Genomic DNA, 20,522 nt, shown 5'->3' on the forward strand with positions numbered 1-20,522 from the left:
CTACAACCTGATACCGGAGCGTTTATGTCCGAAAAAGCTGTTGACCACCGGCCCCGCGTGGCCGCCGAGCGGCGCGAGCGCATGCGCAGGCGCCTGATCGAGAGCGCCATGATCGTGTTTGCCGACAAGGGCGTCGGCGCCAGCGTCATTCCCGACGTGGTGGCGGCGGCCGAAGTGTCGCAGGGCTCGTTCTATAACTATTTCCGCACCAATGAAGACTTGCTGGTGGCGGTGGCCGATGAACTCAGCGGCGAAGTGGTGCAGCTGATCGAACCGGTGGTGGGCGGGGTGGCCGACCCGGCCGCGCGCGTGGTCACGGCCTTCCGCTGCTATCTGCACCTGGCGCGCACCAACCGCCTGCTGGCGCGCTTCCTGGCGGCGGCCGGCATGCGCATGCTGGTGCAGAACAACGCCACCTTCCGCTACCTGCCGGCCGACCTGGAGGAGGGGCAGCAGCAGGGCGTGTTCGCCGCCGGGCCGCTCGAGATCATGCTGGACCTGGTGGGCGGCGCCGGCATGGCCGCGCTCGACCGCATGGCGCGCGGCCGGGTGTCCAAGGATTATCCGGACCAGATCGCGGCGGCCATGATGCGCATGCTGGGCATGGGCGTGGCCGAAGCCGCGCAGCTGGCGGCGGGCCCGCTGCCCAGGCTGACGCCGGCCGCCGATTCCCTGCTGGCGCGCGCCCAGGCGCGCGCCGCCGCCCAGGCGCCGTCCGGCGCCTGAGGCTAGCCGCGCGCCTGAGCGGCGCGTGAGGCGGTTGCCCGCCCGCAGGCGCTTGTCTGCGGGCGTTCCCGCTCCCTTCCCCCCGTTTTCACCCTCCCTGTCCTTCCGGCGGGCGCCCTGCGGCGCCGGCCGCGTGCTGCTGCGCGCTCAAAATGTATGCAATGTCACTGTGAATTAAACGTCATAATGACAAATACGTCGGTATGGTGTATATTCCGGTTAAACCTGACCTTGGAGGACTTTTAAGTGAACCAGAATTTTCAGAAGGCGGCCCTGGCCGTCGCCGCTGCCGCCCTGCTGGCAGGCTGCGCCAAAGAACAGCCGGCCCGGCACGAGGAAGTGCGCCCGGTGCGCACCGTGGTGGCCGGCGAGAGCAACGGCACCGTCGACGCCACCTATTCGGGCGAGATCCGCGCCCGCTATGAAAGCCAGCTGGGCTTCCGCTCCGGCGGCAAGATCGTGGCGCGCATGGTGGAGGTGGGCAGCTACGTCAAGCGCGGCCAGCCGCTGATGCAGCTCGACACGGCGCAGGAAAGCCTGCAGCTGGCCGCGACCGGCGCCGAGGTGGACGCCGCCCGCAGCCGCGTGGCCCAGGCCAAGGTGGACCTGCAGCGCGCCGAAACGCTGCTGGCGCGCCAGTTCGCCTCGCAGGCCGAAGCGGACCACCAGCGCCTGGCGCTGCAGCAGGCCGAGGCGCAGCTGCGCGCGTCGCAGGCGCGCCACCAGCTCAACGCCAACCAGCGCGGCTACACCACGCTGACGGCCGACCGCGACGGCGTGGTCACGGCGCTGCACGCCGAGGCCGGCCAGGTGGTGTCCGCCGGCCAGCAGGTGGCCACCGTGGCCGCCGACGGCGAGCGCGAAGTGGTCATCAGCATTCCCGAATCGCGCCTCGACGAGCTGCGCAAGGCCAGGCAGCTGCAGGTGACGGTGTGGGCCCATCCGGGCAAGAGCTGGACCGGCACGCTGCGCGAACTGGCCCCGGATACCGACAGCGTGACGCGCACCTATTCGGCGCGCATCGCCATCGCCGAGCCGGATCCGGCGCTGCTGCGCCTGGGCATGACCGCGTCCGTGCAGGCGCCCGACGTGGAAGGCCAGCGCGCCATCCGCCTGCCGCTGACGGCCATCGTCGATGCCGGCGGCCAGCGCAAAGTGTGGGTGGTGGATGCGAAATCGCAGCGCGTGGCCGCGCGCGAGGTCAAGCTGGGCAGCGCGCAGAACGACAGCGTGCTGGTGACGTCCGGCCTGAAAGGCGGCGAAACCGTGGTGACGGCCGGCGTGCACATGCTGCAGCCCGATCAGCGCGTGCTGCTGGCCGGAGGCGCGAAATGAAGGGCGTGAACCTGTCCGAATGGGCGCTCAAGCACCAGCAGATGATCGCTTTCCTGCTGTTGCTGCTGACCGTGACCGGCATCCTGGCGTACGGCAGCCTGGGCCAGAAGGAAGACCCGGACTTCACCATCAAGACCATGGTGGTGCAGGTGAACTGGCCCGGCAGCTCGGCCCAGCAGATGGCCGACCAGGTGACCGACCCGGTCGAGCGCAAGCTGCAGGGCGTGGCGGCGATCGACTACATGTCGACCTACGTCAAGCCGGGCGAGACCCAGATCAAGATCAACCTGCGCGACGCGGTGCCGCCGTCCGACGTGCCGGAGGTGTGGTACCAGGTGCGCAAGAAGCTGGCCGACATCAACCACACGCTGCCGCAGGGCGTGCAGGGGCCGTTCTTCAACGATGAATTCGGCGACACCTTCGGCAATATGTACGCGCTCACCGGCGACGGCTTCGATTACGCCGACCTGCGCAAGATGGCCGACGCGGCGCGCAACGAATTCCTGCGCGTGGGCGACGTCAACAAGGTGGACCTGGTCGGCAAGCAGGAAGAAAAGATCTTCGTCGAAATGTCGACCGCCAAGCTGGCCTCGCTGGGCGTGGATCCGGCGCTGATCGCCGCCACGCTGGCCCAGGCCAACACGGTGGCCGCCGCCGGCACCGTGCAGACGGCCGCCGAGCAGGTGCGCCTGACCGTCAGCGGCGAGTTCGATTCGGTGGAAGGCATCCGCGCCATCGGCATCCGCGCCGGGCAGCGCACCTTCCGCCTGGGCGACATCGCCGAAGTGCGGCGCGGCTTCGCCGATCCGGCCGTGGCGCGCATGCGCTACAACGGCCAGCCCGCGCTGGGCCTGGCCGTCAGCATGCGCAAGGGCGGCGACGTGATCCGCCTGGGCCAGCAGCTGGACGACACCGTCAAGCGCATCCAGGCCAGCCTGCCGGTCGGCGTGCAGATCCACGCCGTGAGCGACCAGCCGCGCGTGGTGGCGCACTCGGTGCATGAATTCAAGCGCAGCCTGGCCGAGGCGGTGGCCATCGTGCTGGCGGTGAGCTTCTTCTCGCTCGGCGTGCGCAGCGGCCTGGTGGTGGCGCTGTGCATCCCGCTGGTGCTGGGCATGACCTTCCTCGTCATGTGGATCCTGGGCATCGACCTGCAGCGCATTTCGCTGGGCGCGCTGATCATCGCCCTGGGCCTGCTGGTGGACGACGCCATCATCGCGGTGGAAATGATGGCCCTCAAGCTGGAGCAGGGCTGGGACAAGACGCGCGCGGCCACCTATGCCTACACGGCCACCGCCTTCCCCATGCTGACCGGCACCCTGATCACGGCCGCCGGCTTCCTGCCGGTGGGCTTCGCCAAGTCCGGCACCGGCGAGTACGTGTATTCGCTGTTCCAGGTGGTGGGCATCGCGCTGATCCTGTCGTGGGTAGTGGCGGTGCTGTTCACCCCCTACATCGGCTTCAAGCTGCTCAAGGAAGAACCGCACGCGCACCACGACGAGAACGCGGTGTACCAGCGCGGCTTCTACGTCAAGTTCCGCAAGCTGGTGGACTGGTGCCTGCGCCGCCGCGGCTGGGTGATCGCCTTCACGCTGGCCGCCTTCGTCGGCTCGCTGCTGGTGTTCAAGGCGGTGCCGCAGCAGTTCTTCCCGTCCTCCGACCGTCCCGAACTGATGGTGGACCTGTGGATGCCCAAGGCGTCCACCTTCGAGGCCAGCGAGCGCGAAGTGCGCGAACTGGAACGCCAGCTGAAGGCCGACCCGGACATCGAGGCCGTCACCAGCTTCGTCGGCGAAGGCGCGCCGCGCTTCTACCTGCCGCTGGACGTGCAGACGCCCAACCTGAACCTGGGCGAACTGATGGTGATGACCAAGGGCGGCGAGGCGCGCGAGCGCGTGGTGGTCAAGCTGCGCAAGCTGCTCGACGAGCGCTTCGCCAATGTGCGCGGCCGCGTCAACCGCCTGGAGAACGGGCCTCCGGTCGGCTATCCGGTGCAGTTCCGCGTGTACGGCAACGAACCGGCCAAGGTGCGCGAGATCGCCACCAAGGTGAGCGCCGTCGTGCGCAGCGAGCCGCACGTGCGCGCCGTCAATGAAGACTGGGCCGAGCGCGTGAAGCGCGTGCGGGTGGACGTGGACCAGGACAAGGCCCGCGCGCTGGGCGTGAGTTCGGTGCAGATCAAGGCCGCGCTGCAGGCGTCGCTGTCGGGCACGCCGATCACCCAGTACCGCGAGGATGACCAGTCGATCGCCGTGCTGGCGCGCCTGGTGGCTGAAGAACGCACCGACTTGAACAACCTGAAGGACGCCAAGATCTATCTGCGCGAAGGCAAATTCGTGCCGGTGTCGCAGGTGGCGCGCCTGACGCTGGACAGCGAGGAAAGCGAAATGTGGCGCCGCAACCGCATCCCGACCTTGACGGTGCGCGCCGACATCGCCGGCGCCCAGGCGCCGGACGTCACCAACGCCATTTGGCCCAAGCTGGAAGCGCTGAACAAGGAGCTGCCGATGGGCTATGGCATCGAGATCGGCGGCGCGCTGGAGTCCAGCGCCAAGGCCCAGGCCTCGGTGTTCGCCGTGATGCCGGTCACCGTCATCGTGGTGCTGCTGCTGTTGATGGTGCAGCTGCAGGACATGAAGAAGATGGGGCTGGTGCTGCTGACCGCGCCGCTCGGCCTGATCGGCGTGGCGCTGGTGATGGCCGCGTTCCAGATCCCGTTCGGCTTCGTGGCCATGCTGGGCGTGATCGCGCTGGCCGGCATGATCATCCGCAATTCGGTGATCCTGGTGGTGCAGATCGACGAGGACGTATCCCACGGCACGCCGCTGTGGGACGCGATCGTGGAATCGGCGGTGCGCCGCTTGCGCCCCATCGTGTTGACCGCGCTGGCGGCCATCCTGGCCATGGTGCCGCTGACCCATTCGGTGTTCTGGGGCCCGATGGCCTGGGCCATCATGGGCGGCCTGGCCGTGGCAACCCTGTTGACCCTGTTTTTCCTGCCAGCCCTGTACGCGGCGTGCTATCGCGTCCAGCGTCCGGCGGCAGCCTGAGGAGAATGAAATGAAGATGACTTTGAAAACCCTGCCGGCGGCGCTGGGCCTGGGCCTGCTGCTGGCGCTGCATGGCGGCGCGGCGCACGGCATGGGCATGGGCATGGATGTGGCGGAAGCGTACCGCCAGGCCCTGCGCAACGACCCGGCCAGCCTGGCCGACGAGCAGTCGCTGGCGGCAGGACGCGAGAAATCGGTGCAGGGCGACGCCTTGCTGCGCCCGCGCGTCAACCTGCAGCTGGGCGTGAACCGGCTGCACAACCGCCAGAGCGGCGGCGATGCGGACGCGCTGGCTGCGCTGCCGGTGTCCGATGCGGGCGCGGGCAGCAGCCTGGGCAGCCTGGGCAGCCTCGGTAGCGGCGGCAGCAGCACCGGTACCGCTGCCCAGGCCAGCGTGCAGCTGGTGCAGCCGCTGTACGACCTGGGCGCCAAGGCCAGCCGGCGCCAGCTGCGCGAGCAGTCCACGCTGGCGCAGACCCAGTTCACGGCCGCGCGCCAGCAGCTGGCGCTGCGCGTGGCGCAAGCCTACTTTGGCGTGCTGGTGGCAGAGGAAACCGTGCGCGTGGTGCAGGCCGAACTGGCCGCCGTGCGCCAGCAGCGCGAACGCGCCCAGGCCCGCTTCGACGTCGGCCAGGACCGCATCACCGACGTGCAGGAAGCGCAGGCGCGGCTGGACGCGGTCACCACCCGTGAAGTGTCGGCCCAGTCGGTGCTGGAGCTGCGCCGGGCGCAGTTCCGCGAAACCACGGGCACGCCGCCCAACCAGCTGGCGCCGCTGGCCGCGCGCTTCGTGCCGCGTCCGCCGCAGCCGGCCGCGCTGGCCGACTGGCAGGCGCGCGCGGCCGCCAGCAGCTCGCTGGTGATGGCGCGCCAGTCCGAGCAGGCTATCGCCAACGCCGAGTTGTCCAGGCACAGCCTGGCCGGCCGTCCCACGCTGGACCTGGTGGCCAGCTATGGCGCCAAGCAGCAGCGCGGCGGGCTCTCGCCGCTGGTGGCGCCGGACGGCGACCGCACCGCTTCGGTGGGGCTGGTGCTGAACGTGCCGCTGTACGCCGGCGGCGCGCTCGACTCGCGCCAGCGCGAAGCGGTGGCCCGCTTCGGCCAGGCCGAGCTGCAACTGGCGGCGGCGCAGCGCGACGTGCGCCTGCAGGTGCAGGAAGGTTACCTGGCCGTGACCACGGGCGTATCGCGCGTGGCGGCCCAGGAGCAGGCGCTGGCGTCGGCGCGCAGCGCGCTGGACGCCACCACGCGCGGCCGCGACGTCGGCACCCGCACCGCGCTGGACGTGCTGGATGCGCAGCAGCGCCTGTTCTCGGCCGAGCTGGACCTGGTGCAGGGCCGGGCCGACTACCTGCTGGGCCGCTTGCGCCTGGCGCAGGCAGTCGGCGAACTGGACGAAGACAGCCTGCGCGGCCTCGGCCCTTGGCTGGAGCGCTAAAGCTCGTCCGCGGCGGCGCGGACCTCGGCATTACCGGTGTCAGCCCGCAGCATCCGCCGGCGGCTGCGCCGACCGATCAAGGCGGTTCAGGAAGCAAGGGGCATCACATGAAGATGATCATCGAACAGCTCGCGCAGCAGGCCCGCGGCGGGCGCGAGGCCGGCCGCCAGCGGGAACGCCAGAGCGAAGCGTTCCAGGCCGCCATCGATTTTTTCCGGCTCGATGTCGGCCGCAACCCGGCGCCGGCCCGGCCGGCGCGGCCGGTCCAGGCCGAAGCCGGCGAGCCTGCGCCGCCCGTCATCAATCCGAATTCATAAAGAGAGAGCAGCATGCGACTCAATCTCCCCATCTACAGCAACGAACACCACCTGGCCGATGGCAAGTACATCGTGTCCAAGACGGACCTCAAGGGCCGGATCACCTATGTGAATCCGTATTTCATCGAAGTGAGCGGCTTCACGGAACAGGAACTGATCGGCGCGCCGCACAACCTGGTGCGCCACCCGGACATGCCGACCGAAGCCTTCCACGACATGTGGCGCACGCTGCGCGCCGGCCTGCCCTGGAACGGCCTGGTGAAAAACCGCCGCAAGGACGGCGGCTACTACTGGGTCGAGGCCAGCGCCACGCCGCTGCAGGAGGGCGGTGTGGTGACGGGCTACCTGTCGGTGCGCCGCAAACCGGCGGCCGCCGACGTGGCGCGCGCCGAAGAAGTCTACCGCGCAATCCGGCGCGGCAACCCGGAACGGCTGGCGATGCGCCAGGGGCAGGTGGTTCGCACCGGGCTGGCCGGACTGACGGCGCGGCTGCTGGGCTCCTCGCTGCGCTGGCCCATCGTGGCCGCGCTGGCATCGATCGCCATGCTGTTTGCCGCCATCGGCGTGGCCGGGGCCACGCTGCTGGAAGGGCGCGTGGGCGCCTTCATCACCGGCGCAGGCGCGCTCGGCGTGCTGGTCATCGCGGTGCTGGAGTACACGGTGCGGCACACGGTCGGCATCCCGATGCAAGAGGCGATCGTGGCCGCGCGCGCCATCGCCGGCGGGGACCTGAGCGGCAACATCGCCACCACGCGCGGCGACGACGTGGGCCAGATGCTGCGCGCCATGCAGCAGATGAATATGAACCTGGTGGCCATGATGGGCGACGTGCGCGGCAACGTGGACACCATGGCCGTCGCCACGCGCGAAATCGCCGACGCCAATATGGACCTGTCGGCGCGCACCGAGCAGCAGGCCACCAGCCTGGAGGACACCGCTTCCAGCATGGAGCAGCTGGCGCTGGCCGTGCGCCAGAACGCAGGCAACGCCCAGGTGGCCAGCCAGCTGGTGGGGCAGGCCACGGCGGTGGCCGCGCGCGGCGGCGAAGCCGTGGCGCGGGTGGGCGCCACGATGGCCGAGATCAGCAAGGCCGGCAAGCGCATCGAGGACATCATCAGCCTGATCGACGGCATCGCCTTCCAGACCAACCTGCTGGCCCTGAACGCCTCGGTGGAGGCGGCCAAGGCGGGCGAGCAGGGACGGGGCTTTGCCGTGGTGGCGGGCGAGGTGCGCGCGCTGGCGCAGCGCTCGGCCGCGTCGGCCAAGGAGATCAAGCGCCTGATCGACGACACCGTGCAGCGTCTGGAGGCGGGCAACCGCCAGGTGGCGGAGGCCGGCGAGACCATGGAAAGCATCGTCGCCTCGGTGCGCCAGGTGGACGGCATCATGGCCGACATGGCCGAAGCCAGCGCGGAGCAGAGCAGCGGCATCGACCAGATCAACCACGCCGTGGCCGACATGGACCGCAACACCCAGCAGAACGCCGCCATGGTGGAGCAGTCGGCACAGGCCGCCAACAGCCTGCGCGAACAGGCCGAACACCTGCGCGCGGCCATCGCGGTGTTCAAGCTGACGCCGCCGGCCACGCGGCCCGGCGGCCGCGTGCTGCCGTTCTCGGCGGCCGCCCGGCAGGCCGGTTCGCCGGGCTTGATCGGCCAGCGCAGGGAAGCGGGCCGCGCGCGGTAAGCGGGCCTGGCGGCAAAAGCGGCCAGCGGAAATTTCGTTCCCGCGATTGGCCGTTTTCGTAATTGCACTGCTTGCGTGCTGCCTGCACAATCGGGGCAGTCCAATCAAACAAAGCCCGTTGATGAAGCAGTGCATACGACTTCTCTCAGCCGTGTCCCTGTCGGCCTGGATGCTGTCCTCCCATGCCGCCGGCGAACGTCCCATTTCCCTGTATGCCGGCAAGCCGTCGCCTTCATGGCAGGTGACCGTGGCCGGCTTCGAAAGCCCCGAACAGGTGTTGACGGGAGATGACCTGACCCTGCCCAAGCCGGCCGGTTCGCATGCACCCAACGGCATGGTGCGCGCCCGCGCGGGCCATGCCGCAGGCAGGGACGGCGCGCTCACCCTGCGCTGGAAGGACGCGTGGTTTGCCAGCCTGCGCCTGGACGGCGGCGCGCCGCTTGACCTGCGTCCGTATATCGGCGACGGCGGCGACGGCGGCGGCACGCTGGAATTCGACATCCACGTGACCGACCTGTCCGACGGCGGCATCTACTTCACGATGCGCTGCGGCCCGGAATGCAACCGCAAAGTGCCTTACGTGCTGCAGGGCCGCGCGCTGCAGGGCAAGGGCTGGCAGCGCCTGTCGTTTTCGCTGGCGTGCTTCGCCCGCGCGCAGGACGACTTCAGCAAGGTGTCCATGCCGTTCGCGCTGGAAGGCAACGGCGCCGGCGAAGTGGCGGTGGCCAACATCAAGCTGGTACCGCACGGCAAACCGAACGCGGAATGCCCGGATTACCGCACCGTCGCCACCACGCCGGCCCCGCTGACGCACGCGTGGGCACTGGGCAAGTGGGAAGCACGCCACGAACAGAAGCTGGCGGAGCTCCGCCAGCTCAAGGAGGCGGGCAAGAATCCCGAACTCGTCTTCATCGGCGATTCCATCACCGAGGGCTGGGAAAAGGCCGGCCTGCCGGTATGGAAGCGCTACTACGAGCAGCACAACGCGGTGGCGCTGGGCTTTGGCGGCGACCATACGGAAAACGTGCTGTGGCGCCTGCAGCACGGCGAGATCGACGGCATTGCGCCCAAGGTGGCGGTGCTGATGATCGGCACTAACAACGCGGGCGACCGGCAGGACGAACCCGAGGCCACGGCCGCCGGCGTCAAGGCCATCATCGATGAATTGCAGCGCCGCCTGCCGCGCACCAAGGTGCTGCTGCTGGCGATTTTCCCGCGCGAAGAGCAGCCGTCGGCATCGCTGCGCCGCCTCAACGAACGCGTCAACCGTATCATCGCCGGCTATGCGGACGGACGGCAGGTGTTCTTCGCCGACCTCAACGCCGCCATGCTGAACCCGGACGGCACGCTGCCGCGCGATGTCATGCCCGACTTGCTGCACCCGGGTGAAAAAGGTTATGAGATATGGGCGCGCGCGCTGGAGCCGGGCCTGAAGAAGCTGCTGTCGGAGTAGACCTATGAAAAACACCATGCACCGGGCCGCAGGCCGGGTATTGCTGGCTGCCTGCGCTGCCTGTGCCGCCTGCGTCGCAGGCAAACAGTCCGCCGCCTGGGCCGGCGACGCGCCCGCAGCGGCGACACGGCCGGCGTGCGCCACCAATGCCGCGCCGCGCGCCGCCGATTATCCATGGATGTCGACGGCGCGCTGGCGCGAGATGCATGAAGCCCAGGTTGCGCGCGCCGCGCAGGGGGATGTCGGCGTGATGTTCGTCGGCGACTCGCTCACCGAAATGTGGCCGGAAGCGCTGTGGGACGCGCACTTCGGCCGCTTCAAGCCCGCCAACTTCGGCATCGGCGGCGACCACACGGGCAATGTGCTGTGGCGCCTGCAACATCCCGCGATTGCCGCGCTCCAGCCCAAGCTGGTGGTGCTGATGATCGGCGTGAACAACATCAACCTGTGCGGCGAACGGCCGGAGCAGGTATTCACCGGCATCCAGGCGGTCGTGGCGGCGCTGCGCAAGCAGTATCCGGCCGCGCGCATCCTGCTCAACGCGGTATTGCCCGAAGGCGCATTGCCGGACGCGCCCGAGCGCCGCCACGTGGCCGCGCTCAACAAGATGGTTCAGACCCTGGACGATGGCAAGACCGTGTTTTTCCATGACTATGGTTCGCGCTTCGCCGGCGCGGACGGCAAGCTGTCGGCGCAGCTGCAGCCCGATTTCCTGCACTTGTCGGAGCAGGGGTACCGGATCCTCGCCGAGGCGATCCGTCCCGACATCGAACAACTATTGAGGTAATCACACCAAGGACAGCTCATGCAACTATCCCGCAATGCCATAGCGGCGCTGGTCGCGCTGGCGTCGTCGTCGTCGCCGCACGCACAATCGCCGTACACGGCAGTCTCGCCCGACCAGCGCACCAAGGTGGAATTGATCGCCCGCGACGGCAAACTGGCTTACGCGGTCACGCGCGACGGCGCCGCCGTGATCGCGCCTTCGCCGCTCGGATTGCACACCAGCCAGGGTGCGCTGGACGGCAACTCGCTGCAGGTGACGGGGGTAAAGCGCAAGAGCGTCAACGAGGTCTACCGGCCGGTGGCCGGCAAGGCTGCCGAGGTTGCCGACCGTTACAGCCAGATCGAACTGCAACTGGCAGGCAAGGGCACGGCCATGAAGGTCAACCTGGTGGCGCGGGTGTACGACAACGGCGTCGCGATCCGCTACGTCTTGCCGCAGCAGGCGCAGGCGAAGGATTTCGATATCCGGGACGAGGCGACGGGCTTCCATTTCCCCGCCGATTACACGTGCTGGGGTTTCAATCCCGGACGCTACGAGAATTCGCACGAAGGCGAATTCGACCCGGTGCAGGCATCGGCCATCCGCCCGGCCCACCTGTTCGATGCGCCGCTGGTGTGCAAAACCGGCGTGAAGAACACCACGCTGGCGATTGCCGAAGCGGACAAACGCAACTATGCCGGCGCGTATTACACCGGGCGCGGGGAAGGGGGATGGGGCGTGCAGGTGGCGCTGTCGCCGCTCCCGGCCGCAGGCGGGGAAGGGGCGTCGAACCGGCCCGCCGTGCGCGTGTCGCTGGCCGGCGGTGCGCTGGCCACGCCGTGGCGCGTGATCATGCTGGCCGACACGCCGGGCGGCTTGGCCGAGTCGAACCTGATCGCCACGCTGGGCAGCCCGTCCGCCATTGCGGACACCAGCTGGATCAAGCCGGGCAAGGCCGCCTGGGACTGGTGGAACGGCTGGGCCGCCGGCATTCCCGATGCGGGCGTGAATACGGCGACCTACCGCGCCTATATCGACTTTGCCGCCGCCATGGGCCTCGACTACATCCTCATCGATGAGGGCTGGTACGAAGGCAGCTCGGAGGCGCCGGCGCCGGCCAACGTGCTGCGCCCGATCGCGCAAATGGACATGCCGGGCATTATTGCGTACGCGCGCGGCAAGGGGATCGGCGTGTGGGCGTGGCTGCAGTGGAAGCAGCTCGACCGGCAGATGGACGACGCGCTGGCGCTGTACCAGTCGTGGGGCATCAAAGGCATCAAGGTGGACTTCATGGACCGCAATGACCAGGACATGGTCGGCTTCTATCACAAGCTGCTGGGCAAGGCCGCCGCGCACCGCCTGATGGTCAACCTGCACGGTGCCTATCCGCCGGACGGCCTGGCGCGCACCTATCCGAACTACATGACGCAGGAAGGGGTGCTGGGAGCGGAGTACAACAAGTGGAGCAAGCGCATTACGGCGACGCACAACGTCACGCTGCCGTTCACACGCATGATCCTGGGGGCGATCGATTACACGCCCGGCGGCTTCCGCTCGCTGGCGCCGGCGCAGTTCCCGGCGCAGGTGCGCTCCGCCAGGCCGTTCGTGCAGACCACGCGCGGGCAGGCCGTCGCCATGTACGTGGTGTACGACTCGCCGCTGGCGATGGTGGCCGACAGTCCGGACGCCTACCGCAACGCCGATGGCAGTTGGGCCGACGGCGCCGGTTTCATTGCGAAGGTGCCCACCACGTGGGACGAGACGCGCGTGCTGGAAGGCGATATCGGGCAGTACATCGTGACCGCCCGCCGCAAGGGAAGCCAGTGGTATATCGGCGCCATGACCAATGAAGCGGCGCGCACGCTCGAGATCCCGCTGGCCTTTGTGCAAGGCGGGGTGACGTACCGCGCGGAGATCCTGCAGGACGGCAAAGACCGCAACCAGCTGGTATCGAGCCAGGCGCAGGTGACGGCGGGAAGCCGCATCAAGCTGTCGCTGGCCGGTTCCGGCGGCGCGGTGGCGGTGCTGTCGCCCACAAGCGGAAACGGCGCCGCCCCGGCGAAGTAGCCTGCCATTCGGCAGCACAAAAAAGGAGAGGGAGCATGCTATTGAAACCAATTGGTGCGCTGCTGTCCGCAGCATTGTTGATGTCGCTGTCCGCCCACCTGGGCATCAGCAGCGCCACCCCGTTCGATTTCACCGGCGCCTGGGTCGCCACGCCCAATACCAATGGCGCCAAGGCAAGCTGGATCAACATCACAGCGTACGACTGCGCCAATCAGCTCATCGGCCGCACCGGCAACATCGCCATTTCCTCCACCTACGCGCTGATCGCGGCCAATTCCGGCAACGTCGCGCGCATCGACATCGCGCGCGACAAGGGCTGGTTCGTCATGGACGACCTGGCCTTCAGCCGCGCCGCAACGGTGCCCGAGCCGGGCAGCATGGCGCTGCTGGGCCTGGGTGTGGCTGCCCTTGCATGGACAAGGCAGCGCCGGGAGATGGGAACATGAGGGCGCGGCGCATGCGGCTGGCGGCGGGCGTTGCGGCAGCATGGAGCACGGCGGTGCAGGTTGCGCTGGCGGCGCCCGTGGCGCCGGTGGTGGTGACGTCGCCGGACGGCCGCTCCGCCATCACGATCGCGCGCGACGCCGGCCGGTTCTCGGTCTCGCGCGGCGGCGAAGCCGTGATCGCGGCGTCGCCGCTGGGCCTTGAATTCGACGGCGCCGCGGATTTCGGCCCGCTGGTGCTGGAGAAGCAGGAAAACACGGCGGTCGACCGCACCATCCCGCTGGTGGCCACCAAGGCTGCCGCCGCCCGCGATCACTATCGCGGCGCGACCCTGGTGTTCCGCGAACGCGCGCCCGCCGCGCGCCGGCTGTTCATCGACGTGCGCGCCTACGACGATGGCGTGGCCTTCCGCTACCGCATCGCCGATGCCAATCCGGTACGCCTGCGCGGCGAACGCACCGCTTTCGTGCCGGCCGGCGATCCAGCCTGCCTGGTTTCGCTGGTGGAGGGCGCGCACGAGCTGCCGTTCGAGCGCAAGAAGATCTCGCAGCTGAGCAACGGCGTTGCCTACGATGTGCCGGTGGTCTGCGCCACGCCTTCCGGACGGACTTCGTACGCGATCACGCAAGCCTACCTGGACGGCTACACCGGCGCCTCGCTGTGGCGCGAGGGCGATGCCTTGCGGGTGCGGCTGTCGGCTGTGCCGACCCGGCCCGCGCCGGCATTCCATTCCGCTGCCGGGCTGCGGACGGCCTGGCGCGTGGTCATGCTGGGCGACCGGGCCGGCGACATGATCGCTTCCAACCTGATCGGCAACCTGAATCCTGCGCCGGCGGGAGACTTCAGCTGGGTCAAACCCGGCAAGGCGGCGTGGGACTGGTGGTCCGGGCCGTTGGCCGGCATGAAGCCGGACATGGCGGCCTATCGCCGTTTCATCGATTTCGCCGCCGCATCCGGCTTCCCCTACTACTTGATCGACGCCGGCTGGGCCAAGGGCTCGGGGCCCAACTGCTGGGAGGCGCTGCCAACCACGGACATTACCCGCGCCGAGGACGGCATCGACATGCCGGCGCTGGTGCGCTACGCGGCGGAGAAGGGCGTAGGGCTGCTGTTGTGGGCGCACTGGGAACACGTGGCCCCGCACATGGACGAAGTGTTCGACACCTACGCGCGCTGGGGTGTCAAGGGCGTGAAGGTCGACTTCATGAACCGCGACGACCAGGACATGGTCGGCTTCTATCACCGCGCCGCGGAAGCCGCCGCCAGGCACCGCCTGCTGCTCAATTTGCACGGCGCCTACGTCCCGGCCGGCCTGCAGCGCACCTGGCCCAACTTCATCACGCAGGAGGGCGTGCTGGGCGCCGAGTGGAACAAGATGGATGCCCGCGTCACGCCGCAGCACAACTTGATGCTGCCGTACACGCGCATGCTGGCCGGGCCGATGGACTACACGCCGGGCGGCTTCCGCAACGCAACGCCGGCCGGCTTCAAGGTGCGCGAGGTGATGCCGCTGACGCAGTCTACCCGTGGCCAGGCGCTGGCGATGTATGTGGTGTACGACAGCCCGCTGCAGATGGTGTCCGACGCCCCGGAAGCCTACCGCAATGCCGCCGGTTTCGATTTCATCCGGCGCGTGCCGACCGCCTGGGACGAGACGCGCTTCCTGGCGGGCGAGCCGGGGCGCGACATCGTGCTGGCGCGGCGCCAGGGAAGCACCTGGTACGTCGGCGCAATGACGGCGGCCGGCGACAGCGAGGGACGCAAAACCGGCAACGTGCCGTTGCGCTTCCTGCCTGCCGGGCGCTACCGCGCCACGGTATGGGAGGACGGCGGCGCGCCCAACGAGCTGCGGCGCCGCGAACTCGACGTCACGGGCGGCGACACGCTCACGCTGCATCTGGCGGCCGCAGGCGGCGCCGCCGTGGTGCTGGAGCGCCTGCCATGACGGTTATCCATTTCTTCAAAGGCGCCACGGTATTGGGGGCGGCGCTGGCAGCGGCACTGTCGCTTCCGCCCGGCGGCGCGCAGGCCCAGGCCTGGTATGCGCCCGAGCGGCCCATGGAGCGGCTCGAGGGCGAGGACCCGGCTGCGCGCATCAAGTGGTGGCGCGGGGCGCGCTTCGGCATGTTCATACACTGGGGCCTGTATTCCGTGCCCGGCCGTGGCGAATGGGTACAGTGGAACGAACAGATTCCGGTCGGGGAGTACGCCAGGCTGGCAGACCAGTTCAACCCCGGCGACGTGAATTTCGATGCATGGGCCGAAATCGCCAAGGCCGGCGGCATGAAGTACATGGTGATGACGGCGCGCCACCACGACGGTTTCGCCCTGTTCGACGACGGCGCCAACCCGTTCACCAGCGTCAACACCGGCGCGCGCCGCGATCTCGTCGCCGGCTATGTGAAGGCGGTGCGCAAAGCGGGACTGGGTGTCGGCCTGTACTACTCGCCGATGGACTGGCGCTTCCCTGGCTACTTCTTCCCCGACTTGCAGCGCGACAGCGCGGAAGCCATGCGCGAGCAGTATCACCGCCAGGTCGAGAAGCTGATGGCCGGCTACGGCAAGATCGACGTGCTGTGGTTCGACGGGGGCGAGGCCAACTGGCTGAACTTCGGCGCCGACTGGAAAGATGCCGGCGCCAATCCCAAGTGGGTGGCGCGCCCGCGCGGCCAGCAGTACAAGGGCGGCTTCAGCTGGCAGCACGACAAGCTGTATTCGACGATACGCCGCCTGCAGCCGCAAGTGCTGATGAACGGCCGCGCCGACATGCCTGAGGATTTCGGTTCGCGCGAGGGCGACGGGGCGCTGGGCGATTTCGACAACCAGCGTCCGTGGGAGCTGTGCACCACTATCGCCGGCGCGTGGGGCTACCAGAGCGACGCGCAAGTGAAGCCGCTCAAGCACTACATCCAGCTGCTGGCCAAGGTGGCTGGACGCGACGGCAACCTGCTGCTGAACGTCGGCCCCCGCGCCGACGGCCGCATCGATCCGCCGCAGGTGGCGCGCCTGCGGGAAATCGGCGCCTGGCTCGGCAAGTATGGCCAGAGCATCTACGAAACCCGTGGCGGCCCGTTCCTGCCTGCGGAGTACGGCGCGTCCACGCACCGCGGCAAGACGGTTTATGTGCATGTGCTGAGCTGGCCGAAGGACAAGCTGGCCTTGCCGGCGATTCCGGAGAAGATCGTTGGCGCCTCGGTTCTGGGCGGCGGCAAGGCGGTCTTTACCCAAACCGAACGCGGCATCGAACTGTCCGTGCCGCCTGCCGCGCGCAGCGATATCGACACCGTTATCGCCCTCGAGCTGGACTCGCCGGCCGAAGCCATCGCTCCGGTGCGCGTGGCCGACTGAGCGCTTGCCACCCGCCGGCGCCGTGCGGCGTCCGGCGGGTGCGCGAGCGGAGGGCAGGGCGGCTTACTTGGCGTCTTCTTCGATGATGGCCACGTCCCACGGCGCCAGCGTCAGCTTTTCCCCAGCGGCCACGCGGCGGCCTCCCAGCAGATTGGCGCCCGGCTTGCGCGGGTAGCTGAAGCTCACTTCCGTACCGGAATAGTTGAAGTAGTAGTGCACCGCGCGCTGGTAGCCGTTGGTGCCGGTGCGCGTCTTCACGCTGGCCGGCAGCTGCTGGTCCGGTCCCGTCACGCCAAGCTCCTGCAGCGAGGACTGCAGCACCGCCTTCTGCAGCTTGTCCGACAGGTAAGTGCCTTCATACACCACCTTGCCCGCGCCGAACTGGTTGGACGTGATGGCGGGCCAGCGGCCGAAGAAGGGGTGGTCGTACCAGGCCAGGGCCTTGGCCGTGTCCAGCTCCAGGAATTCGGCCCAGTGCTGCACCTTGTTGTCCGCGCCCGCCTGGAATGGATCGCCCTTCAGGGCCAGTGGCTGCGCCAGGTTGGAAAATTCCTGGTAGTGGAAGCCGAGCGCCTCGCGCAGCGGCCCGGGCGCCATGGTCCAGCGCACGGCGGCGTTTTCGTTGGCGAAGCCGCTCTTGAAGGTCATCACCACGTGGCCGCCCTTGCGCACGTATTCCGTGATGCGCCGCAGCAGCGCCTCGTCCGCCACGTACAGCGAAGGCACCACCAGCAGCTTGTAGGACGAGAAGTCCTGCGTGTCGTCGAACACGAAGTCGGTGCCGACGTTCATGTCGTAGAGCTGGCGGTGGATCTGGCGCACCTGCGAGCCGTAGTCCGCCTTGGTGCCCGAGCCGCCCCATTGCGATTCCTTTGCGAACGGCATGTCGTTGAGGGCGTTGAGCGAATCGCGGCTCCACAGGATGGCCACGTCGTTGCGGATCTTCAGGTTCACCAGGCGCGGGCCGATCTTCTGCAGTTCGCGGCCGGTGCGGCTCATTTCGGCGTAAGCGCGGTTCGGCTCCAGATCGTGCGACAGCACGCCTTTCCAGTACGTTTCCTGGTTGGCGTGCACCGAGGCCCAGTGCCAGTATTCTACCATGTTGGCGCCGTTGGCCAGGTGGGTGTAGACGTCCTGGCGGAACTGGCCGTCGTACGGCGGGTACTGGAACGACGAACTCCAGTCCGTGCTCTGCGCATTGGTCTCGGTGACCAGGAAATTGCCGCGCTTGAGCGAGCGCGTGAAGTCGGCGTCGAGCGTTTGGCCGGCGCCGTTGTAATGCTCGCGCTGGCCCCAGTGGTAGATGTTCACGGACGGCATGTCCATGGCGCGCGAGACGGCCACCTCGTTCACGTCGCCGTGCATGGAGCCGGCGAAATCGTGCGTGACGAACTGGCGCGGCGAAGCGCATTCGCGTATCAGTTTCGCCTGCCAGGTCAGGAAGTCGGTCACCCGCATCTGCCCCCAGCGCGACCATTCAAGCTTGTAGCCGGTGCTCTGGGCGCCGTCCGGGCGCGGCAGGTCCACCCAGCTGTGCAGGTTCTGGCCCCAGTAGTTCAGGAACCAGGCCTTGCTGAGGTTTTCCGGCGTGCCGAACTTCTTCTCAAGGTAGTGCTGGAAGCGGATGAACACGTCGTCGTTGGCGGCGCCGTAGGTGCTGGTTTCATTGTCCACTTGCCAGCCGATGACATTGGGGTTGTCCTTGTAGCGGGCGGCGATCTTGCGTATCAGGCGTTCGGCGTAGAAGCGGTAGGCGGCCGAGTCGGTGTTCATGTTCTGGCGCATGCCGTAGGTGTTCTGTACGCCGTTGAATTTGCGGGCCAGGATTTCCGGGTTTTGCTTGGCCATCCAGGCGGGTATGGAGTAGGTCGGGGTGCCCATGATGACCTTGATGCCGGCCTTGCCCATGGCGTCGATCACGCGGTCCATCCACGCGTACTCGAAGCGGCCGTCCTCCGGCTCCCACAGGCTCCAGGTCGATTCGCCCAGGCGCACCACGTTGAAGCCGGCGGCTTTCATCATCGCCACGTCCTTTTCCAGCCGCTCGTAGGGCATGTATTCGTGGTAGTAGGCTGCGCCATACAGGATGGTGGGGAATTCCGGCGGCGCAGTTTGTGCAGTTTGCGCCGTTTGCGCGGCTGCCGGCGCGCACGCCACGGCGGCGAGCGCCAGCGTCAGGGCATACGAGAGTACTGTCCGTTTCAGCATTCGATCTCTTTCAGATAGTTGACGTAGTGGCGGGTAGCCTATTGTGGGCACGCGCGGCGTGTCCGCGCAATTATGAAAATGACTAGCGCCGCGTATGATTTGTCGCCGAGCGCGCCTGCGCAATTTCATATTGGCCGTTGACGAATTTTGCAATTGCGGCGCCTGGGCGCTGCTTCCACAATACGTTGCAACGGTTGCTGCCCTAAGAAAGGTGGAAGAAAATGAACTCAGTGTTATCGAAGGCCTTGTTCTCCGCTGCGCTGTGCTCGGCGCCGTTTGCGCAGGCGCAGAACTGCGGCACGGGCGGCGGCGCGACCGTGTGCCTGACGGCTTCCGGCACCGGCAGCGGCGTCCAGTTGAGCTGGACCGTCAGCGGCGCGGTCAGCGGCGTGCAGATCTACCGCGACACCGACACCGACGCCAACGGCCGCAGCCGCGTTGCGGTCCTGAACAAGAGTGCAACCAGCTACACCGACAACAGCGCGGCGCCCGGCACCGCCTACTGGTACTGGGTCAAGTTCAGCGCCGGCGGCGGCAGCTACAACTCCGGCGCCGCCAAGGCCGTGCGCGTGGGCGTGATGCGCAACCTCACCAGCATGCAGCTGTCCGGGCAGATGTCGCCCGGCTGGAACCTCGGCAACACGCTGGAGGCGATCGGCACTCCTTACGTGTGGGGCAGCACCACTTTCAACGAGACTTACTGGGGCAACCCGAAGGCGAGCCAGGCGCTGTTCGACGGCATCAAGGCCGCCGGCTTCAAGAGCGTGCGCATCCCGGTATCGTGGAAGCAGTACGCCGATGCCAACGACAATATCAGCCCGCAGTGGATGGACCGCGTCACCGAAGTGGTGAACTACGCGCACAATGCGGGCCTGGCGGCCATGATCAACATCCACTGGGACGGCGGCTGGATGCAGCCGACCTACGCCCAGCAGGGCGCGGCCAACGCCAGGCTGACCAAGTTCTGGACCCAGATCGCCAACAACTTCAAGAACCACGACGACACACTGCTGTTCGCCGGCACCAACGAGGTGATGGTGGACGGGAACTACAATCCGCCGACTGCGGAGTACTGCTCGGTGCAGAAGGGCTTCAACCAGGCCTTCATCACGGCCGTGCGCGCCACCGGCGGCAACAACGCCAGCCGCCACCTGGTGGTGCAAGCCTTCAACACCAACATCGACAACGCGATCAGCTGCAACGCGGCCATGCCGAGCGACTGGGTGGCCAACCGGCTGATGATGGAAGTGCACTACTACGACCCGTTCGACTTCACGCTGGACACCAACAGCACCGCCTGGAAGTGGGGCCAGGCGGCCAATCCCTCGGGCTGGGCCAACGAGTCCTATACCGATAGCCAGTTCCAGAAAATGAAGACCGGCTTCATCGACAAGGGCGTGCCGGTGATCCTGGGCGAGTACGCGGCCAGCCTGCGCACCGAATACGACCCGGCCGGCACCTACCGCAAGTACTGGGACCAGTACATCACGCACGCCGCCTTCACGCGCGGCGTGGTGCCGATGTACTGGGATAACGGCTACACGTCCAACCACCAGTCCGGCCTGTTCAACCGCGCGGCCGGCACCCAGGCATTCCCCGACGTGACAGCCGCCATCGTCAACGCGGCCAAGTAGGGATAGTGGTTCGCTGCGGCGCTGCGGCGCCGCAGCACAAGTTTTCTTCG

14 protein-coding genes are annotated in these 20,522 nt (G+C 67.9%); 13 read left to right on the top strand and 1 reads right to left on the bottom strand.

Features of this window, described 5'->3' with window-relative positions; all coding sequences use genetic code 11:
- Positions 1–24 precede the first annotated feature (24 nt).
- The 12 genes from AC56DV_RS10905 to AC56DV_RS10960 all read left to right on the top strand — a co-directional run bounded on the left by AC56DV_RS10905 (position 25) and on the right by AC56DV_RS10960 (position 16,630).
- A complete protein-coding gene (locus AC56DV_RS10905; RefSeq protein WP_496314292.1) occupies positions 25–726 on the top strand; it encodes a TetR/AcrR family transcriptional regulator in 702 nt (233 codons plus the stop codon).
- A gap of 246 nt (positions 727–972) precedes the next feature.
- Entirely contained in the window at positions 973–2,061 is a 1,089-nt protein-coding gene (locus AC56DV_RS10910; RefSeq protein WP_496314293.1) for an efflux RND transporter periplasmic adaptor subunit, read from the top strand.
- Positions 2,058–5,111 (top strand): efflux RND transporter permease subunit, encoded by a 3,054-nt coding sequence (locus tag AC56DV_RS10915; RefSeq protein WP_496314294.1) that lies wholly within the window; start codon positions 2,058–2,060, stop codon positions 5,109–5,111. The genes AC56DV_RS10910 and AC56DV_RS10915 overlap by 4 nt, the downstream gene beginning before the upstream one ends.
- 10 nt (positions 5,112–5,121) lie before the next feature.
- Positions 5,122–6,549: a TolC family outer membrane protein gene (locus tag AC56DV_RS10920; RefSeq protein WP_496314295.1), complete on the top strand. Its 1,428-nt coding sequence runs from the start codon at positions 5,122–5,124 to the stop codon at positions 6,547–6,549.
- A 107-nt stretch (positions 6,550–6,656) separates the two neighbouring features.
- Positions 6,657–6,866, top strand: coding sequence for a hypothetical protein (locus AC56DV_RS10925; protein WP_496314296.1), 210 nt, complete (start codon positions 6,657–6,659; stop codon positions 6,864–6,866).
- Between the two features lie 12 nt (positions 6,867–6,878).
- Positions 6,879–8,552 (top strand): methyl-accepting chemotaxis protein, encoded by a 1,674-nt coding sequence (locus tag AC56DV_RS10930; protein ID WP_496314297.1) that lies wholly within the window; start codon positions 6,879–6,881, stop codon positions 8,550–8,552.
- Positions 8,553–8,703: 151 nt separating this feature from the next.
- Positions 8,704–10,005: a GDSL-type esterase/lipase family protein gene (locus tag AC56DV_RS10935; protein ID WP_496314298.1), complete on the top strand. Its 1,302-nt coding sequence runs from the start codon at positions 8,704–8,706 to the stop codon at positions 10,003–10,005.
- 4 nt (positions 10,006–10,009) lie between these two features.
- Positions 10,010–10,792 carry a GDSL-type esterase/lipase family protein gene (locus tag AC56DV_RS10940; RefSeq protein WP_496314299.1) on the top strand — a complete coding sequence of 261 codons (783 nt, stop codon included), beginning with the start codon at positions 10,010–10,012 and terminating at the stop codon, positions 10,790–10,792.
- Positions 10,793–10,810: 18 nt separating this feature from the next.
- The gene (locus AC56DV_RS10945; protein ID WP_496314300.1) at positions 10,811–12,838 is read left to right on the top strand and encodes a glycoside hydrolase family 97 protein; all 2,028 of its coding nucleotides are present in this window, start codon (positions 10,811–10,813) and stop codon (positions 12,836–12,838) included.
- A gap of 35 nt (positions 12,839–12,873) precedes the next feature.
- The gene (locus tag AC56DV_RS10950; RefSeq protein WP_496314301.1) at positions 12,874–13,284 is read left to right on the top strand and encodes a PEP-CTERM sorting domain-containing protein; all 411 of its coding nucleotides are present in this window, start codon (positions 12,874–12,876) and stop codon (positions 13,282–13,284) included.
- Positions 13,281–15,227 (top strand): glycoside hydrolase family 97 protein, encoded by a 1,947-nt coding sequence (locus AC56DV_RS10955; protein WP_496314302.1) that lies wholly within the window; start codon positions 13,281–13,283, stop codon positions 15,225–15,227. The genes AC56DV_RS10950 and AC56DV_RS10955 overlap by 4 nt, the downstream gene beginning before the upstream one ends.
- Positions 15,224–16,630, top strand: a complete 1,407-nt coding sequence (locus AC56DV_RS10960) for an alpha-L-fucosidase (RefSeq protein ID WP_496314303.1) — start codon at positions 15,224–15,226, stop codon at positions 16,628–16,630. Before AC56DV_RS10955 ends, AC56DV_RS10960 begins: the two co-directional genes overlap by 4 nt.
- Positions 16,631–16,693: 63 nt before the next feature.
- Here the strand turns inward: AC56DV_RS10960 and AC56DV_RS10965 are convergent, their stop codons facing one another.
- The gene (locus AC56DV_RS10965; RefSeq protein ID WP_496314304.1) at positions 16,694–18,838 is read right to left on the bottom strand and encodes a beta-galactosidase; all 2,145 of its coding nucleotides are present in this window, start codon (positions 18,836–18,838) and stop codon (positions 16,694–16,696) included.
- A 221-nt stretch (positions 18,839–19,059) separates the two neighbouring features.
- Here AC56DV_RS10965 and AC56DV_RS10970 point away from each other — a divergent pair, with 221 nt between their 5' ends.
- Complete coding sequence (locus tag AC56DV_RS10970) at positions 19,060–20,472, top strand: glycoside hydrolase family 5 protein (RefSeq protein ID WP_496314305.1); 1,413 nt, start codon at positions 19,060–19,062, stop codon at positions 20,470–20,472.
- Positions 20,473–20,522: the final 50 nt, after the last annotated feature.

This window comes from Massilia sp. BGA-UO-ETr-WB1 (genome assembly GCF_059567845.1).

Excerpts from the sequence above, each read along its gene's own strand:
- AC56DV_RS10905 (WP_496314292.1), top strand. The coding sequence starts at position 25 with ATGTCCGAAAAAGCTGTTGACCACCGGCCCCGCGTGGCCGCCGAGCGG.
- AC56DV_RS10915 (WP_496314294.1), top strand. The coding sequence starts at position 2,058 with ATGAAGGGCGTGAACCTGTCCGAATGGGCGCTCAAGCACCAGCAGATG.
- AC56DV_RS10920 (WP_496314295.1), top strand. The coding sequence starts at position 5,122 with ATGAAGATGACTTTGAAAACCCTGCCGGCGGCGCTGGGCCTGGGCCTG.
- AC56DV_RS10925 (WP_496314296.1), top strand. The coding sequence starts at position 6,657 with ATGAAGATGATCATCGAACAGCTCGCGCAGCAGGCCCGCGGCGGGCGC.
- AC56DV_RS10930 (WP_496314297.1), top strand. The coding sequence starts at position 6,879 with ATGCGACTCAATCTCCCCATCTACAGCAACGAACACCACCTGGCCGAT.
- AC56DV_RS10940 (WP_496314299.1), top strand. The coding sequence starts at position 10,010 with ATGAAAAACACCATGCACCGGGCCGCAGGCCGGGTATTGCTGGCTGCC.
- AC56DV_RS10945 (WP_496314300.1), top strand. The coding sequence starts at position 10,811 with ATGCAACTATCCCGCAATGCCATAGCGGCGCTGGTCGCGCTGGCGTCG.
- AC56DV_RS10950 (WP_496314301.1), top strand. The coding sequence starts at position 12,874 with ATGCTATTGAAACCAATTGGTGCGCTGCTGTCCGCAGCATTGTTGATG.
- AC56DV_RS10955 (WP_496314302.1), top strand. The coding sequence starts at position 13,281 with ATGAGGGCGCGGCGCATGCGGCTGGCGGCGGGCGTTGCGGCAGCATGG.
- AC56DV_RS10960 (WP_496314303.1), top strand. The coding sequence starts at position 15,224 with ATGACGGTTATCCATTTCTTCAAAGGCGCCACGGTATTGGGGGCGGCG.
- AC56DV_RS10965 (WP_496314304.1), bottom strand. The coding sequence starts at position 18,838 with ATGCTGAAACGGACAGTACTCTCGTATGCCCTGACGCTGGCGCTCGCC.
- AC56DV_RS10970 (WP_496314305.1), top strand. The coding sequence starts at position 19,060 with ATGAACTCAGTGTTATCGAAGGCCTTGTTCTCCGCTGCGCTGTGCTCG.